The sequence below is a fragment of the Homoserinibacter sp. GY 40078 genome, from assembly GCF_008017545.1.
Classification (GTDB): Bacteria; Actinomycetota; Actinomycetes; order Actinomycetales; family Microbacteriaceae; genus Homoserinibacter.
In genome coordinates, this window is the sequence record NZ_VRTZ01000001.1 from 1,499,430 (window position 1) to 1,514,028 (window position 14,599).

Sequence of the window (14,599 nt, forward strand, 5' to 3'; positions counted from 1 at the left end):
CGTCTGGCGACCGATTCCGTTGCGGAACCCTCGCTCGGCCCCGGTTTCACAGGGCATGCGGCGGTTTCGCCGACGAGTTCCGCGGGTGCGCTTCGTTACCGCTTTGTTACCGCGCGGGGGACGGATCCGCGTCGTCGAGGTCGGGCACGCGCACCATCCCCTCCTGCGCGATGCTCGCCACGAGCATGCCGTCGTGGGTAAAGATGCGTCCCGTGGCGAGACCGCGGCCACCCGAGGCCGTAGGCGACTCCTGCACGTAGAGCAGCCATTCGTCTGCCCGAGCCGGACGGTGCCACCACATCGCGTGATCGAGGCTCGCCATCTTGAGCCCCGGATGCGTCCACGCGATGCCGTGGGCGCGCATGACCGATTCGAGGATCGTGTAGTCGCTCGCGTAGGCGAGGGCTGCGCGGTGCAGCTCGGGCTGGTCGGGCAGCGTGCCGAGCGCCTTCATCCACACGGCCTGGTGCGCGACGCGCGCGGGGTCGGCGCGGTAGTAGATCGGCTGTTCGATGTGGCGGATGTCGAACGCGCGGCTCGTGGCCCAGAACTTGGCCACCGGGTGATCCACCCTGCCGAGGATGTCGGCGGTCGTCGGGAGTGACTCGGGGTCGGGCACCCCCTCGGGGGCGTCGACCTGATGATCCAGCCCCGGGTCGTCGTCCTGGAACGAGGCGATCATCGAGAGGATCGGCTGCCCGTTCTGGTAGGCCTGCGTGCGTCGGGTGGAGAACGACCGGCCGTCGTGGATGCGGTCCACGGCGAAGGTGATGGGCAACGCCACGTCACCGGGCCGCAGGAAGTACCCGTGGGTCGAGTGGATGGCGCGGTCGGGCGCTACGGTGCGGACCGCCGCCATGATCGACTGCGCATACACCTGACCGCCGAACACACGCCCGCCCGGCATCCACAGGCTCGGGCCGGTGAAGATGTCCTCGTCGGTCCGCGCGCCGGTGTCGGTGAGTTCGAGCGCGGCGAGCAGATCGGCGAGCGGATCCTGTCCCCGGCGGGCGTCGCTCATGGGTGCCAGTCTAGGAGCCGACGTGCGTCACCCCGGCTAGGCTGGGGAAGTCGTGACTCGCTCGTTCGCCCTGGCCGATCCTGCCTCTCTGGCCGATCTCGAGGTGTTCCTCGGGCGTGCCCAGAGAGTGGAGGACGGCTCCGTGCGCCTCATCGGCGGCGGTGGGGTGCTCGCGGTGTACGTCGCCGTGCTCTACCCGGTCGGGCTACTTGACGAGACCCCGACCGTTCTCGGGCTGCGCACCTTCGCGCTCTCGAGCCGCGAGGGATTCGACGTGGTGGTGCCCGTGCGATCGCTGCTCGATCGGGTGACGCGCGCGCGCGAGCTCGCGGAGTCCAGCGGCCAGACGGTCGAGGTGGGTCTACCCATGGAGGTGCACACGGTCACCTGGGCGGCGATCTCACCTCCCCGCGGGGGCTGGCACCGGGTGCCGCCGATGGCGACCGAGCTTCTCGCACGCGTCGCGCGCGACGGCATCGCCGAGGTCGGGGCAGCCGTGCCGGATGCGGTCGGCGAGTCGATCGTGCGCCGCGTGCGGGGCGAGGTGTGGGGGCGAGAGACGCCCGGCTTCGAGCACGTGCCCACGGGAGCGGCCTTCGCAGCCGAGAGTCTCGGCTTCCTCGGCGACGACGAGGTGGTCGTCTACGAGACGGGTCCGTGGACGCGCCTCACGACCGTGCGCGGGCACGTGCTCGTGAAGCGCCGCGCGTGGACGCTCTCCCGCTAGCGGGCAAACACACGCCGGTCTGCAGGTTCGAGACGCGCATGCGAGATGATCGCACGCACGTCCGACTCCCGCGCGAGCGGGGACCCATCAGACCGCTCCGGCGATCGCGCGGCCCGCCTGACGCCCCGAGAACAGGCATCCGCCGAGGAAGGTGCCCTCGAGCGCGCGGTAGCCGTGCATGCCGCCCCCACCGAATCCGGCCGCCTCGCCGACCGCGTAGAGCCCGCGGATCGGCTTGCCCTGGGCGTTGAGCGCCCGGGCGTCGAGGTCGGTCTGGATGCCGCCGAGGCTCTTGCGGGTGAGCACATGGAGCTTCACGGCGATGAGGGGCCGGTGCCGCTCGTCGAGGATCTTGTGCGGCTTCGCCACACGGATCAGGCGGTCGCCGCGGTACTTCCGCGCCCCGCGCACGGCGGTCACCTGCGCGTCCTTCGTGAACGCGTTGTCGAGCTCGCGGTCGCGCGCCTCCAGCTCCTGGCGGAGCGAGACGACGTCGAGCTCCACCTCCGGGGCGAGGCGGCGCATGCCGGCGACGAGGTCGTCGAGGGTGTCGGCGACCACGAAGTCGGGGCCTTTCTCCTTGAAGGCCTCGACGGCATCCGTGGCGCCCTTGCCGAGGCGCTGGCGCAGTAGCTCGCGCACGCTCTTGCCGGTGAGGTCCGGGTTCTGCTCGCTGCCCGAGAGCGCGAACTCCTTCTCGATGATCGACTGGTCGAGCACGAACCACGAGTGATCGTGCCCGGTCTGACGCAGGTACTCGAGAGTGCCGAGGGTGTCGAACCCGGGGAACAGCGGGACGGGCAGGCGGTGGCCGGTCGCGTCGAACCACATGCTCGACGGACCGGGCAGGATGCGGATGCCGTGCTGCGGCCACACGGGGGAGTGGTTCTCGATGCCCTCCAAGTAGTGCCACATCCGGTCGCCGTTGACGAGCCGCGCTTTCGCGGTCGCGGCGATGCCGAGCATGCGACCGTCGACGTGCGCAGGGACACCCGAGAGCATGTGCGCGGGGGGCGTTCCCAGCCACTCCGGCCAGTTCTCGCGGACGAGGTCGTGGTTGCCGCCGATGCCACCCGAGGCGACCACCACGGCCGGTGCCGAGACCTCGAAGTCGTCGACTACGTCACGGTTGCTCGGCGCGCCGCGCTCGGCGTCGTCCGGGGCGAGCACGACGCCCGAAGCCCCGACCACCGCGGCACCGCGCTTCACGAGCTTGTCGACGCGGTGCCGGAAGCGCAGCTCGACGAGACCCTGCTCGACGCCCTCGCGGACGATCCGGATGAACGGCTCGAGGATTCCGGGCCCCGTGCCCCAGGTGATGTGGAAGCGCGGCACGGAGTTGCCGTGCGCCGTGGCGGTGTAGCCCCCGCGCTCGGCCCACCCCACGACGGGGAAGAACGAGACGCCCTTCTCACGGAGCCACGCGCGCTTCTCGCCGGCGGCGAAGGCGAGGTAGGCCTCGGCCCACTCGCGCCCCCAGTCGTCCTCCGCGCGGTCGAACTCGGCGCTTGCGAACCAGTCCTGACGCGCGAGCTCGTGAGAATCGCGGACGCCCATGCGGCGCTGTTCGGGGGAATCGATGAGGAAGAGCCCTCCGAACGACCACCAGGCCTGGCCCCCGAAGCTCGCCTCCGGTTCCTGGTCCAGGATGATCACCCGCTTGCCCGCCTCGACGAGCTCCGCTGCCGTGACGAGGCCCGCGAGCCCCGCTCCGATGATGATCGCGTCCGCCTGCTCTGCCATCCGCGTAGTCCCCCTTCGTGGTGCTGGTTCAGTCCACGCTATCCGGCGGTGTTGACCATCGCGTGCGCGGCGCGCTCCAGGTAGTCCCACAACATGGCCGAGTGCATCGGGCTGAGCTCCAGCTCGTCGACGGCGACCCGCATATGGGCGAGCCAGCGGTCGCGCGCTTCGAACGTCACCGGGAAGGGCGCGTGGCGCATCCGCAGCCGGGGGTGGCCGCGTTGCTCGCTGTAGGATCCGGGGCCGCCCCAGTACTGCTCGAGGAACCCGGTGAGCCGTTGGATCGCACCCTCGAGGTCGTCCTCCGGGTACATGGGCCAGAGCACGTCGTCGGTGCGCACGCCCTCGTAGAAGCGGCGGACGAGCTTCTCGAAGGTGGCCCGGCCCCCCACCTCCGACCAGAAGCTGCTGCCGACGACGTCGCCGCCCTCTCCCATCCGGATCGCGAGGTTCACGAGTCTCCCTTCGGGCGGCGCGGTGTCTTCCGCGTCTTCTGCTGCGCGTGCTCCGCCTGCTCGACGAGCGGCAGCTGAGCGGTCTTGGGCGGTCGGGCGCCGCGCACGGACGCCGCGCCATCGAAACCGGTGAGCACGATCGAGTTGAGTGCGGGGAGCTGGATGCCCGCAGCGTCGAGAGCGCGCTTCAATCGGGCGCGGAGCTCGCGGGCGACGTCGTCCTTCGAGCTCGTCCGGGTCTTCACGACGAGGCGCACGACGACCGCCTCCGACGAGATCGACTCGATGCCCCACACCTCCGGCTTCTCGATGATGACGCGCTTCCACTTCGCTTCGTTCGCGAGCTCCATCGCCGTCGAGAGGATGAGCGCCTGCACCTCGTCGATGTCGGTGTCGTAGGGCACGGCGAGATCGATGATCGCGCGGGCCCAGCCCTGCGAGAGGTTGCCGACGCGAAGGATCTCGCCGTTGCGTACGTGCCACAGGGTGCCGTTCACGTCGCGGATGTCGGTGATGCGGATGCCGACCGCCTCGACCACGCCCGTCGCCGGACCGAGATCCACGACATCGCCGACGCCGAGCTGATCTTCGATCACCATGAAAATGCCGTTCAGGACGTCTTTGACGATGTTCTGCGCGCCGAAGCCGAGCCCCGCACCCAGAGCTGCGGTGATGAGAGAGAGTGCGCCGGCGGCGCTGGGGGCGAGCACGGTCATGATGATCACGATCGTGACGAGCAGCACGACGGTCGTGAGGGCGCTCGAGAGCACGCCCCCGAGGGTGCGGGTACGCTGCACGGTCCGCACCGCTGCCAGGGGAGAGGCGTGGATCGCCTGGGTGTCCTCGACTCCCGACTTGCGCTTGACGCCGGTGACGATCCCGCGCACCGTGCGGTTGATGGCGAACTGCAGCACGATCCTCACGAGGACCGCGACGATGATGATCGCCGCGATGCGGAGCGGCACCTGGAAGGCGCCGATTCCCTCCCACCAGTCGGAGACCGCTGCAGCCCAGCTCGCGGTCACGTCGTCCATGCCGTCAGCCTATTCCTCGGCTCCGTCGACGACTCAGCGAAGAATACCCCCGGGGGTATACTATGGCGTCATGGGAACCGAACGTCGTGTCGTGATCGTCGGAGGAGTGGCGGCGGGTATGTCCGCCGCGACGCGGCTGCGCCGCCTCGACGAGACCGCACACATCACCGTCGTGGAACGCGGGTCGGAGGTGTCGGTCGCCACGTGCGGGATGCCGTACCACCTGGGCGGCGTGATCGCGGAGCGCGACGATCTCGTGCTGCAGCATCCCGAGGCGATCGCGCGCCGATTCGCCCTCGACGTGCGCACCCGGACGACCGCGATCGATATCGACCGCATCGCACGCGTCGTCGTGGTGCGCGGGCCCTCGGGAATGGAGCGTCTCCCCTACGACGACCTCGTGCTCGCCACGGGCGCCGTCGCGATCCGACCGCAGATCCCGGGCGCCGAGCGCACGCTCGCTCTGCGCGGCATCGACGACCTCGACCGGATCGCCGAGCGCCTGCGCGACGCCCGCCGCGTCGTCGTGCTCGGCGGCGGGTACGTGGGCGTCGAGATCGCCGAGAACCTCGTCGTGCGTGGGCTCGAGGTCGCGCTCGTGCAGCGCGCGCCGCACCTGCTGACCGGATTCGACCCCGAGATGGTCGTCGGAGTCGCCGAGGCCGCGATCGCGGCGGGCGTGGACCTGCACCTCGATTCCAGCGCCGTCTCGATCAGCCTCGATGAGGTCGTGCTCGCCTCGGGTGAGCGCATCCTCGCCGACCTCGTCATCTCGGCGATCGGCGTGCGCCCCGAGTCCGAGCTAGCCCGTGCAGCGGGCCTCGCCACAGGGGCATCGGGCGGCGTGCTCGTCGACGAGCAGTTCCGCACCTCCGACCCCGCGATCCGCGCGGTGGGGGATGTCGCCGAGAAGGCGGATGCGATCCTCGGCGGCACCCGCTCGATTCCCCTCGCGGGTCCCGCGAACCTGCACGGTCGCCTCGTCGCGGACGCCATCGCGGGCATCCCGGTGTCGGCGGCCCCGACGATCGGTGTGGCCGTTGTGGGCGCCTTCGGCGTGACGGCTGCCGTTGCGGGGGCGTCCGAGGCAGCCCTGAGGGCGGCAGGGCGCGAGCACCGCGTCATCCACACGCATCCGCTCCATCACGCGGGCTACTACCCCGGAGCCCGTCCGATCGCGCTGAAGCTGCTCGTCGATCCTTCGGACGACCGGATCCTCGGGGCGCAGGCCGTAGGAACCGCGGGAGTGGAGCGCCGGATCGACGTCATCGCGACCGCCATGCGCGGCGGGCTGCGCGCCTCTGAGCTCGCACAGCTCGAGCTCGCCTACGCACCGCAGTTCGGGTCAGCGAAGGACCCCGTGGCGATGCTCGGCTACGTGGCCGACAACCGTCGCTCGGGCGAGCGAGCCATCCAGTGGCATGAGCTCGACGAGGCCGTCACCCAAGGCGCCCGTCTCATCGACGTCCGCGCCGAGGGACAGCTCGCCGAGGGGCTCATCCCGGGTGCCGAGTGGATCCCCGTCGAGCAGTTGCGCGCGCGGGTCGACGAGCTCCGTCGCGGGCGCGTCATCGTGCACTGCCGCGTCGGGCAGGGCGCCCACACCGCCCTCCGCCTGCTCGCCGCGCACGGCGTGGATGTGGCCAACCTCGACGGCGGCTACCTCACCTGGCACGCGGGTACGCGTGCCCGCGAACTCGCCCACGAAGTCACCCGCGTCTGACGACGACTCGCCAGCGATCCACCCCCACCCCATCGATGAGAGGACCCCCCATGCAGCAGATCGACCCGCAGGCGCTCGCCGCCCTCGACGACGCCGTGATCGTCGACGTCCGCGAGGAATACGAATGGAACGACGCGCACGTCGCGGGAGCGCATCTCGTGCCGCTCTCGCTGCTCGCGAACGGTGGCGCGGAGCTCCCCGCGGCCCGACCGCTCTACATCATGTGCCACTCGGGCGGCCGCAGCGCGCGTGTGACCGCGGCGCTCGAGGAGGACGGCATCGAGGCGATCGACGTCGCAGGCGGGATCACCGCGTGGATCGCGGCCGGGCTGCCCGTCGAACGGGGCGCCGCCTGATGGCCTGGTTCCGGAGGACATCCGTGGATGTCGCGGGAGCGCGAGCGCTCATGGATGACGGTGCCGTACTCGTCGACGTGCGCACTGCGGGGGAGTGGAAGACGGAGCACGCACCGGTCGCGCGTCACGTCCCGCTGGATCAGCTCGAGCGACGGGCGGGCGACCTGCCCGCCGACACCCCGATCGTCGTGATGTGCCAGTCCGGTGTGCGCTCGGCGCAGGGCGCGCGGATGCTGCGCGCTCGCGGCGTGGACGCGCACAGCCTCCGGGGTGGCATCCTCGCCTGGAAGCGTGCCGGTGAGCGCGTGGTGGGAGGCCGACGATGAGCACGATGACCGACGAGTCCGAGCGCCGGGCGATCGCGAACCGCCTCAAGCGTGCCGAGGGTCAGCTGCGGGCGCTCATCTCGGCCGTCGAGCGCGGCGACGACTGCCGCGCCATCGTGACTCAGCTCTCGGCGGTCTCGTCCGCGCTCGATCGCGCTGGATTCGCGATCGTCGCGGGCGCGATGCGTGATTGCGTTGTGCGCGACGGGTCGGGCGAGCCCGTGGAGGGCGAACTGACCGTCGGCGAGCTGGAGAAGCTCTTCCTCACGCTCGCCTGAGCGCGGGCTCGGCCTCCGGTGCGAGCGCCGCCGCAAGCCCGGCGGCCACCATCCGTGCCGCCTTTCCGTCCACGTCGGTCGCCGGTGCGAAGACGGCCACGAGCGTGAGGGGGTGATCGCCCACCCGGCGCACGAGCACGGAGCCGCGGGTGCCCGCAATCGCGACGTGGCTCGTCCCGCCGAGCGCCAGCGCGCGGATCGTCGCGTCGCCGAGCGCGATCAGGGTGCTCGCCATGCTCGCGAGCCGGTCGTCGTCGGGTGCGCCGAGAGCGGATTCCACACGGGTGACCTCGAAGCCGTCGTCGGTCGCGATCATCGCGATGCGCAGGGTCGGGCAGCGCTCGGCGAGCTGCGCGAGCGCGGCATCCGCGGCCTCGACGACGCGCGGATCGCGGTGCAGGGGGGCGAGGCCGTTCATGACGGCACCGCCATGGCGATGCGGGTCTCGATGTCGGCGACGAGCGAAAGCAGGAGAGTGCGCATCTGCTGCGGATCGCGCGCATCCAACGCGAAGACAGGGGTCGGTCGTTCGGGGATCACGGCATGCGCAGCCTGGACGATGCGATCGCCCAGGTCGGTCATCCCCGGTTCGACGTGGGTGACGCCGATGACCACGCCCCCGCGTCGCGCCACCGGGGCGAATGCCGAGAGGTGCTCGTGCACGAGCCGCTCGGGCTCCGGCATCGTCGCGCTCACGAGCACGACGAGCCCCATCGCCCGCTCTTGCAGGATCGACCACATGAAATCGAACCGGCTCTGGCCGGGCACGCCGTAGAGGCGCACCTTCTCGTCGGGGCCGAGATCGATCTCGCCGTAGTCGAGACCCACCGTCGTGGTGTCCTTGTCCGCCCCGGCGCGATCGGTGTTGGTCGCCTCGGTCGAGATGACCTCGATGTCGCTCAGCGCACGGATCGCGGTCGACTTGCCGGCGCCCATCGGCCCGGCGAACAGGATCACGTGCTCGGGCATGGTCAGATCCGGAATCGCTCGCGCAGGCGCTGGAACAGCCCGCCCTCGAGCGGTGCGGACGGCGTTGCGGTCGCGTCGACCGGAGCGGATGCGGTGAGCACCCCCATGAGGCTCAGCGCGTTGACGAGCGTGCGCGTGGTCTCGATGGTGCGGCCGGACATCGCGGCGAGCTGATCGACGGTGAGGTGGGCATTCGCGAGCATCGCGGTCTGACGGATGTGGTCGGTCTCGGGAGCGAGGCTCGTCCAGTTCGGCCAGCGCGTGAGCCGGTACGCCTCGCCCTCCTCGAGCCACGGGGCGAGACGCTCCGGGAAGGCCGCGCGGCCGACCTTCCACAGCAGAGCGTCGAGGCTCTCGCCGGGAAGTGCGAAGGGCGGCGGGGTGTGCTCGCCGACGAGCTCGATGGAGACCACAACTCCCGCGGGTCGTTCGGGGAACCACTCGAGGCCGAGCTCCCAGCTGTATGCCTGGTGCCGCGCGTCGATGCGGATGGTCGGATGCCCGCTCACGCCGAGCTCGATGAGCATCGGCACGCGGGCCGCCTGGACCGAGTGCAGAGTCAGGGCCGCTCCCGCCCATCCGAGCTCGGGGATGCTCCCGGTACCGGCAGGCAGTTCGTGGGCGCCGTGGCGCGTCGGCGCATGCCGGCGGGGAGCGGCGCCGGCGCCGGCGCTGTCCGTGCGCGTCTCCGTGCGGGTCTCGGGCTCTGCGAAGCGCGTGGCGGCGGGCGCCGTCGGCTGGGCTGCTCGACGCACGTGGGTGTGCTGCGTCCAGGCTCGGCCGTCCCACCACCTCAGCTGGGGCATGCCGAGGGGGTCTGGGTACCACCCTGCCTGGACCGCTTGGGTATCGGTCCGGCTGGTCATCTTCGTTCGGGTTGCGGTGCCGGGGCACCTTATGTCCACTGCGGCCGGATGCTGCAGCGTCGGGATTTCCCGCTCAACGTACTCCCGCATGCAACAGCGCCGCGCGCCCCCGAGTTGGGGGTGCGCGGCGCTGTCGGAATCGGCGGCTCAGCCCTGCCGGTCGCGCTCCTGGGCGGCGAGGGCGCGCTCGACGCCGGCGAGCTCTTCGATCACCATGCGCCGGAGCGCGGGCACCTCCGTGTGGCTGTCGAGCCACGCCCGGGAGGCGTCCACGAGCTCCGTCGAGACGAGGGGCGACGGGTAGAAGCCGTGCACGATGTACTGCGCGATCGCGAAATTGCGCTCCTCCCACACGTGCGTGAGCGCATCGAAGTACTCCGCCACGAGCGGCTCGAGCGCCGACGGGTCGTTCACATGGGTGAAGCCCATACCCATGTTCCGCAGCACGACGTTCGGGATCGACGTGTCGGTCAGGGCCGCGGTGAGCGCCGCCGCCTTGCCCTCGGCGGTCGCGATCGTCGCCCGTGCCCGGGCCGCCGCCTGACGTCCGTTGGCGGTGTCGTCCTTCTCGAGGGTGGCGGCGATCTCCAGTTCGCCCGCCGCGCCGACCAGCACGAGGCCCTCGAGGAGCTCCCAGTCGAGATCCGTGTCGATCTCGAGACCGTCGAGCGCGATGGAGCCGTCCCGCAGGCCCTGCAAGGCGGCGGCGTGCTCGGTCGTGGACGCCGCGTTCGCGAAGAACTTCACGAACTGGAACTGCGCGTCGGAGCCGGCGTCGGCCTGCTGCGCGAGTGCCCACAGCCCGTCGCCCACCTCGCGGATGGTCTGCTCGCGGGCCGCCGGGTCGACGTACCAGCGTGCTGCCTGCACGAGCTGGGTGAGCGCGAGACGCATCGTCGTCGACTCGGACTCCGGCCCGATGTTGCCGAGGACGAGACGCACGTAGTCGCGTGCGGGGATCTCGGCGTCGCGGGTCATGTCCCACGCGGCACCCCACACGAGCGCCCGAGCGAGAGGCTCCTCGATGCGCGAGAGCGCCTCGACCGCCACCGCGAACGAGGCCTCGTCGAGCCTGATCTTCGCGTAGGCGAGGTCGTCGTCGTTGAGGAGCACGAGGTCGGGCTTGGGCATGCCGACGAGCTCGGGGATCTCGTTCCACTCCTCGGCCGCGAGGTCGAACTCGTGCCGGTGCACGCGGATCAGAGGCGCGTCTGCCGCCGCGGAGGGGAAGGAGTAGAAGCCGACCGCGATGCGGTGCTGGCGGATGGTGGGGTAGTCGGCCGGGGCCGTCTGACGGATCCGGAACGAGGTGATCGTGCCGCTCGCTTCCGTCTCGATCTGAGGCGCGAGGGTGGCCACTCCCGCCGTCTCGAGCCACTGCGAGGAGAACGTCGAGAGGTCGCGTCCGGAGGACGTCTCGAGCTCGCGCAGCAGGTCGGCCAGCTCGGTGTTGCCGTACTCGTGGGCGCGGAAGTACGCGCCGACACCCGCGAAGAACGCGTCGATGCCGACCCAGGCGGCGAGCTGCTTCAGCACGGATCCGCCCTTGGCATAGGTGATGCCGTCGAAGTTCACCTGCACGTCTTCGAGGTCGCGGATGTCGGCGACCACCGGGTGCGTCGACGGCAGCTGGTCCTGCCGGTACGCCCAGCTCTTCTCCATGGCCTGGAACGTCGCCCAGGCGTGGGTCCACTCCGTCGCCTCCGCGGTGGCGATCGTCGACGCCCACTCGGCGAACGACTCGTTCAGCCACAGGTCGTTCCACCACTTCATGGTCACGAGGTCGCCGAACCACATGTGGGCGAGCTCGTGCAGGATCGTGACGACCCGGCGCTCCTTGATGGCGTCCGTGACCTTGGAGCGGAACACGTAGGTCTCGGTGAACGTGACGGCGCCCGCGTTCTCCATCGCTCCGGCGTTGAACTCCGGCACGAAGAGCTGGTCGTACTTCTCGAACGGGTAGGGGTAGCCAAACTTTTCTTCGTAGTAGGCGAAGCCCTTGCGGGTGGTGTCGAAGATGTAGTCCGCGTCGAGGTAGCCGAAGAGCGAGCGGCGGGCGAAGATGCCGAGGGGGATCGTGCGGCCGTCGCTGCTGGTGAGCTCGCTGCGCACCACCTCGTAGGGCCCCGCGACGAGCGCCGTGATGTAGCTCGAGATGCGCGGAGTGGGCGCGAAGCGCCACGTGGCGATTCCGTCGCCCGCGGGCTCGGGCTCGGGGGTGGGGGAGTTGCTGATGACCTGCCACGCCTCGGGCGCGGTGATCGTGAAGGCGAACGTGGCCTTGAGATCGGGCTGCTCGAACACGGCGAACACGCGGCGGCTGTCAGGCACCTCGAACTGCGTGTAGAGGTAGACCTCGTCGTCCACGGGGTCGACGAAGCGGTGCAGACCCTCGCCGGTGTTGGTGTAGGCGAAGTCGGCGTCGACGACGAGTTCGTTCGCCTCGGCGAGATCGTCGAGCCGGATGCGCGCACCGTCGGCCGCATCCGCCGGGAGTTCGACACCGTTCAGAACGATGCTGTGCACGCCGCGCGTGAAGGCGTCGATGAACGTGGAGGAGCCCGGCGTGGCCGTGAAACGCACCGTCGTCGTCGAGCGGAACGTCGCCTCCCCGGTGGTCAGGTCGAGCGTGACGTCGTAGCTCTCGACCTCCAGAAGCGCCTTGCGCTCCTGGGCTTCGACGCGGGTGAGGTTCTCTCCAGGCATGCAGGTGCTCCTTCTCTCGGATCGTGTCCGGGCACCAGCCTAGGTCAGCCCCGTGACGCCCGCGGGGCGCCGACGGGACCTCCGATCAGACGAGTGCGGGAGCGGGCCGAGCGGCGGGCGCCGCGCCCACCACGATCGGCCGCACGAGCGCCTCCGCGTCGTCGATCGCTCGCTCCAGCATCCGCACGAGATACGTCTCGGGATCGGCCACGCACGCGCGCGCCGCGCCGATCACCGCGGTCGCCACGACGAGCTCGCAACTGATCTCGTCGAGGTGCGGATAGCGGGGCGAGATCTGCTGGATGTGCTCCCGGGCCCAGCGTGCTGCATCCGGGGTCTGGTCGAGCGCGTGCGCGGCCGCCGACCGGATGCCACGAGACGGCACGTCGTTCATCTCGAGCAGTGCGCAGGTGGAGAGGATGCCCGCGGCGAGCACGCGCTGTCGCTCCATGCTCGCGATCGGCAGCGCCTCGACCGCGGCGCGCAGCGCGACGACGAGCCCGAGGTGATGGCCGTTCAGCCCGACGACGCGCGGAATCAGCGGCACCAGTTCGCCGCGACGCTCGTCGGACACGAGGTCGTTCACGCCCCGCGCGAGCGCCGAGAGCGTCCGATCGGTGCAGGCGGGATGGTCGCTCCACCTCTCACCCGCCAGGTAGGAGGCGAACTCCATGAAGCAGGCGCCTCGCCGGGGATTGCGGTGCCTGCCGGCAGACAGTTGCGGCATGACATCCGGGACGAAGGGAGAACGGTGGCGCATCCTGATCACCTCGCACGTGGTCGTAGACCGATTGTCCTCCTCCAGGCCCGCAGTGGCTAGGGGGTGGCCGCCTAGACTCGTCGGGTGCGCATCCACATCGCGACCGATCACGCCGGCCTCGAATTCAGTCAGACTCTTCAGCAGCACCTCGCGGACGCCGGGCACGAGGTCGTCGACCACGGCCCGCAGAGCTACGACCCGTTGGACGACTACCCGAGCTTCTGCATCGCGGCGGCCCGTGCGGTCGTGCGTGACCAGCGCGCCGGAGTCGAGGCGCTCGGCGTCGTGTTCGGCGGATCCGGCAACGGCGAGCAGATCGCGGCCAACAAGGTCGAGGGGGTGCGTGCGGCCCTCGTGTGGAACCTCTCGACGGCCGAGCTCGCGCGTGAGCACAACGACGCGAACGTGATCTCGATCGGCGCGCGCCAACACAGTGTCGACGAGGCGATCACCTTCATCGACCGCTTCATCCAGACGCCGTTCTCGGGCGAGGAACGCCACGCGCGTCGCATTGCGCAGCTGGCCGAGTACGAGACGCTGGGCCGCATCGCCGGTCACTCGATCGACTAGCCCGACCCCGTGAGAGTACGCACTTTCGCGTACTCTCACGACTCACAGCACGCAGATTTGCGTACTCTCGCGGAGGGGGAGAGATGCCCGAGGGGCATTCGGTCCATCGGATCGCGCGGCAGTTCGCGGCGAACTTCACCGGGTCGCCCGTCGCCGTGAGTTCGCCGCAGGGCCGGTTCGCGCAGGGAGCCGCGCAGCTTGACGGTCATTCGATCGTGCAGTCGCGCGCGGTGGGCAAGCAGCTGTTCCTCGAGTTCGATCACGGTCTGTGGTTGCGGGTGCACCTCGGCATGTACGGCGCGTGGGACTTCGCGGGCGATATCTCCGTCGGATCCGCACCCGACGCCGAGCGCACCGGCACGGTTGTCGGCGCCCACGAGGACTCGCCCTGGTCGATCGGAGCGCCGCGACGCACGCGCCTGCGGATGGCCGAGTCCGAGAAGCTCGAGCCGGAGCTCGAGACCTGGCCGCCGGAGCCCGTCGGTCAGGTGCGTGTGCGGCTGCTCACCGAGACGGCCTGCGCCGACTTGCGCGGCCCGACCGCGTGCGAGGTGCTGACGATCGAGGAGGTCGACCGCGCCATCGCGAAGCTCGGTCCCGATCCGCTCGTCGACGACCCGGCCGAGGGCGAGGAACGCTTCACGGCGGTCGTGCGTCGGAAGCCGACGCCCATCGCGCTTCTGCTCATGGACCAGTCCGTCGTCTCGGGTATCGGCAACGTCTACCGCGCCGAGCTGCTGTTCCGAGCCCGCCTCGACCCGTTCCGACCGGGCCGTGAGGTGCCCGAGGAGACGGTCCGCGGGCTCTGGCGCGACTGGGTGCACCTGCTGCGCATCGGGGTGGAGACCGGCCACATGCTCACGATCGACGACCTCGACGAGGAGGGCCGGCGTCGTGCGATCGCGTCACGCGACGACCGGCACTGGGTCTACCACCGCGCGGGCGAGCCGTGCCGCGTGTGCGGCACCCCGATCGCCATGACCGAGCTCGGCGGCCGGAAGCTCTACTGGTGCCCCGCCGATCAGAGCTGACCGACCCGAGCTGACCGACCCGAGCTGAAGGAGC

Annotated in this window: 16 protein-coding genes; 7 read left to right on the forward strand and 9 right to left on the reverse strand. The window is 70.5% G+C overall.

Translation table 11 applies throughout. The features are described from left to right. Positions 1 to 106 precede the first annotated feature (106 nt). On the reverse strand, positions 107 to 1,021 hold the full coding sequence (locus FVQ89_RS07230) for an acyl-CoA thioesterase II (protein ID WP_147901156.1): 915 nt from the start codon (positions 1,019 to 1,021) through the stop codon (positions 107 to 109). A gap of 52 nt (positions 1,022 to 1,073) precedes the next feature. On the opposite strand from FVQ89_RS07230, the gene FVQ89_RS07235 reads away from it, so the two are divergent. After that, the gene (locus tag FVQ89_RS07235) at positions 1,074 to 1,748 is read left to right on the forward strand and encodes a hypothetical protein (protein WP_147901157.1); all 675 of its coding nucleotides are present in this window, start codon (positions 1,074 to 1,076) and stop codon (positions 1,746 to 1,748) included. A gap of 87 nt (positions 1,749 to 1,835) precedes the next feature. On the opposite strand, the gene FVQ89_RS07240 is transcribed toward FVQ89_RS07235, so the two are convergent. From FVQ89_RS07240 to FVQ89_RS07250, 3 genes are read right to left on the reverse strand one after another with little or no spacing between them, the layout of a single operon-like run. Continuing rightward, on the reverse strand, positions 1,836 to 3,491 hold the full coding sequence (locus FVQ89_RS07240; protein WP_147901158.1) for an FAD-binding dehydrogenase: 1,656 nt from the start codon (positions 3,489 to 3,491) through the stop codon (positions 1,836 to 1,838). Between the two features lie 38 nt (positions 3,492 to 3,529). After that, entirely contained in the window at positions 3,530 to 3,928 is a 399-nt protein-coding gene (locus FVQ89_RS07245) for a globin (protein WP_147901552.1), read from the reverse strand. A gap of 14 nt (positions 3,929 to 3,942) precedes the next feature. Next, a complete protein-coding gene (locus FVQ89_RS07250) occupies positions 3,943 to 4,980 on the reverse strand; it encodes a mechanosensitive ion channel family protein (protein ID WP_147901159.1) in 1,038 nt (345 codons plus the stop codon). Positions 4,981 to 5,050: 70 nt separating this feature from the next. Between FVQ89_RS07250 and FVQ89_RS07255 the strand changes: the two genes are divergently transcribed. The 4 genes from FVQ89_RS07255 to FVQ89_RS07270 are packed head-to-tail and all read left to right on the forward strand — an operon-like array spanning position 5,051 to position 7,663. Then, the gene (locus FVQ89_RS07255) at positions 5,051 to 6,703 is read left to right on the forward strand and encodes an FAD-dependent oxidoreductase (RefSeq protein ID WP_147901160.1); all 1,653 of its coding nucleotides are present in this window, start codon (positions 5,051 to 5,053) and stop codon (positions 6,701 to 6,703) included. A 50-nt stretch (positions 6,704 to 6,753) separates the two neighbouring features. Beyond that, positions 6,754 to 7,059 (forward strand): rhodanese-like domain-containing protein, encoded by a 306-nt coding sequence (locus tag FVQ89_RS07260; protein WP_147901161.1) that lies wholly within the window; start codon positions 6,754 to 6,756, stop codon positions 7,057 to 7,059. Between the two features lie 23 nt (positions 7,060 to 7,082). Then, positions 7,083 to 7,385, forward strand: a complete 303-nt coding sequence (locus FVQ89_RS07265; protein WP_255513472.1) for a rhodanese-like domain-containing protein — start codon at positions 7,083 to 7,085, stop codon at positions 7,383 to 7,385. Further along, positions 7,382 to 7,663: a metal-sensitive transcriptional regulator gene (locus tag FVQ89_RS07270; protein WP_147901163.1), complete on the forward strand. Its 282-nt coding sequence runs from the start codon at positions 7,382 to 7,384 to the stop codon at positions 7,661 to 7,663. Before FVQ89_RS07265 ends, FVQ89_RS07270 begins: the two co-directional genes overlap by 4 nt. Here FVQ89_RS07270 and FVQ89_RS07275 read toward each other — a convergent pair. From FVQ89_RS07275 to FVQ89_RS07295, 5 genes are all read right to left on the reverse strand, one after another. Then, a complete protein-coding gene (locus FVQ89_RS07275) occupies positions 7,650 to 8,081 on the reverse strand; it encodes a roadblock/LC7 domain-containing protein (RefSeq protein WP_147901164.1) in 432 nt (143 codons plus the stop codon). The two genes, FVQ89_RS07270 and FVQ89_RS07275, sit on opposite strands and share 14 nt — an antisense overlap. Further along, on the reverse strand, positions 8,078 to 8,632 hold the full coding sequence (locus FVQ89_RS07280) for an ATP/GTP-binding protein (RefSeq protein ID WP_147901165.1): 555 nt from the start codon (positions 8,630 to 8,632) through the stop codon (positions 8,078 to 8,080). The genes FVQ89_RS07275 and FVQ89_RS07280 overlap by 4 nt, the downstream gene beginning before the upstream one ends. 2 nt (positions 8,633 to 8,634) lie before the next feature. Then, positions 8,635 to 9,588: a DUF2510 domain-containing protein gene (locus tag FVQ89_RS07285; protein WP_370454451.1), complete on the reverse strand. Its 954-nt coding sequence runs from the start codon at positions 9,586 to 9,588 to the stop codon at positions 8,635 to 8,637. A 57-nt stretch (positions 9,589 to 9,645) separates the two neighbouring features. Next, entirely contained in the window at positions 9,646 to 12,204 is a 2,559-nt protein-coding gene (gene pepN / locus FVQ89_RS07290; RefSeq protein ID WP_147901167.1) for an aminopeptidase N, read from the reverse strand. 85 nt (positions 12,205 to 12,289) lie between these two features. Beyond that, complete coding sequence (locus FVQ89_RS07295; protein ID WP_147901168.1) at positions 12,290 to 12,877, reverse strand: hypothetical protein; 588 nt, start codon at positions 12,875 to 12,877, stop codon at positions 12,290 to 12,292. Positions 12,878 to 13,048: 171 nt separating this feature from the next. Here FVQ89_RS07295 and FVQ89_RS07300 point away from each other — a divergent pair, with 171 nt between their 5' ends. Then, entirely contained in the window at positions 13,049 to 13,534 is a 486-nt protein-coding gene (locus FVQ89_RS07300) for a ribose-5-phosphate isomerase (RefSeq protein ID WP_147901169.1), read from the forward strand. Between the two features lie 83 nt (positions 13,535 to 13,617). Further along, positions 13,618 to 14,565 (forward strand): Fpg/Nei family DNA glycosylase, encoded by a 948-nt coding sequence (locus FVQ89_RS07305; RefSeq protein ID WP_147901170.1) that lies wholly within the window; start codon positions 13,618 to 13,620, stop codon positions 14,563 to 14,565. Positions 14,566 to 14,599 lie beyond the last annotated feature (34 nt).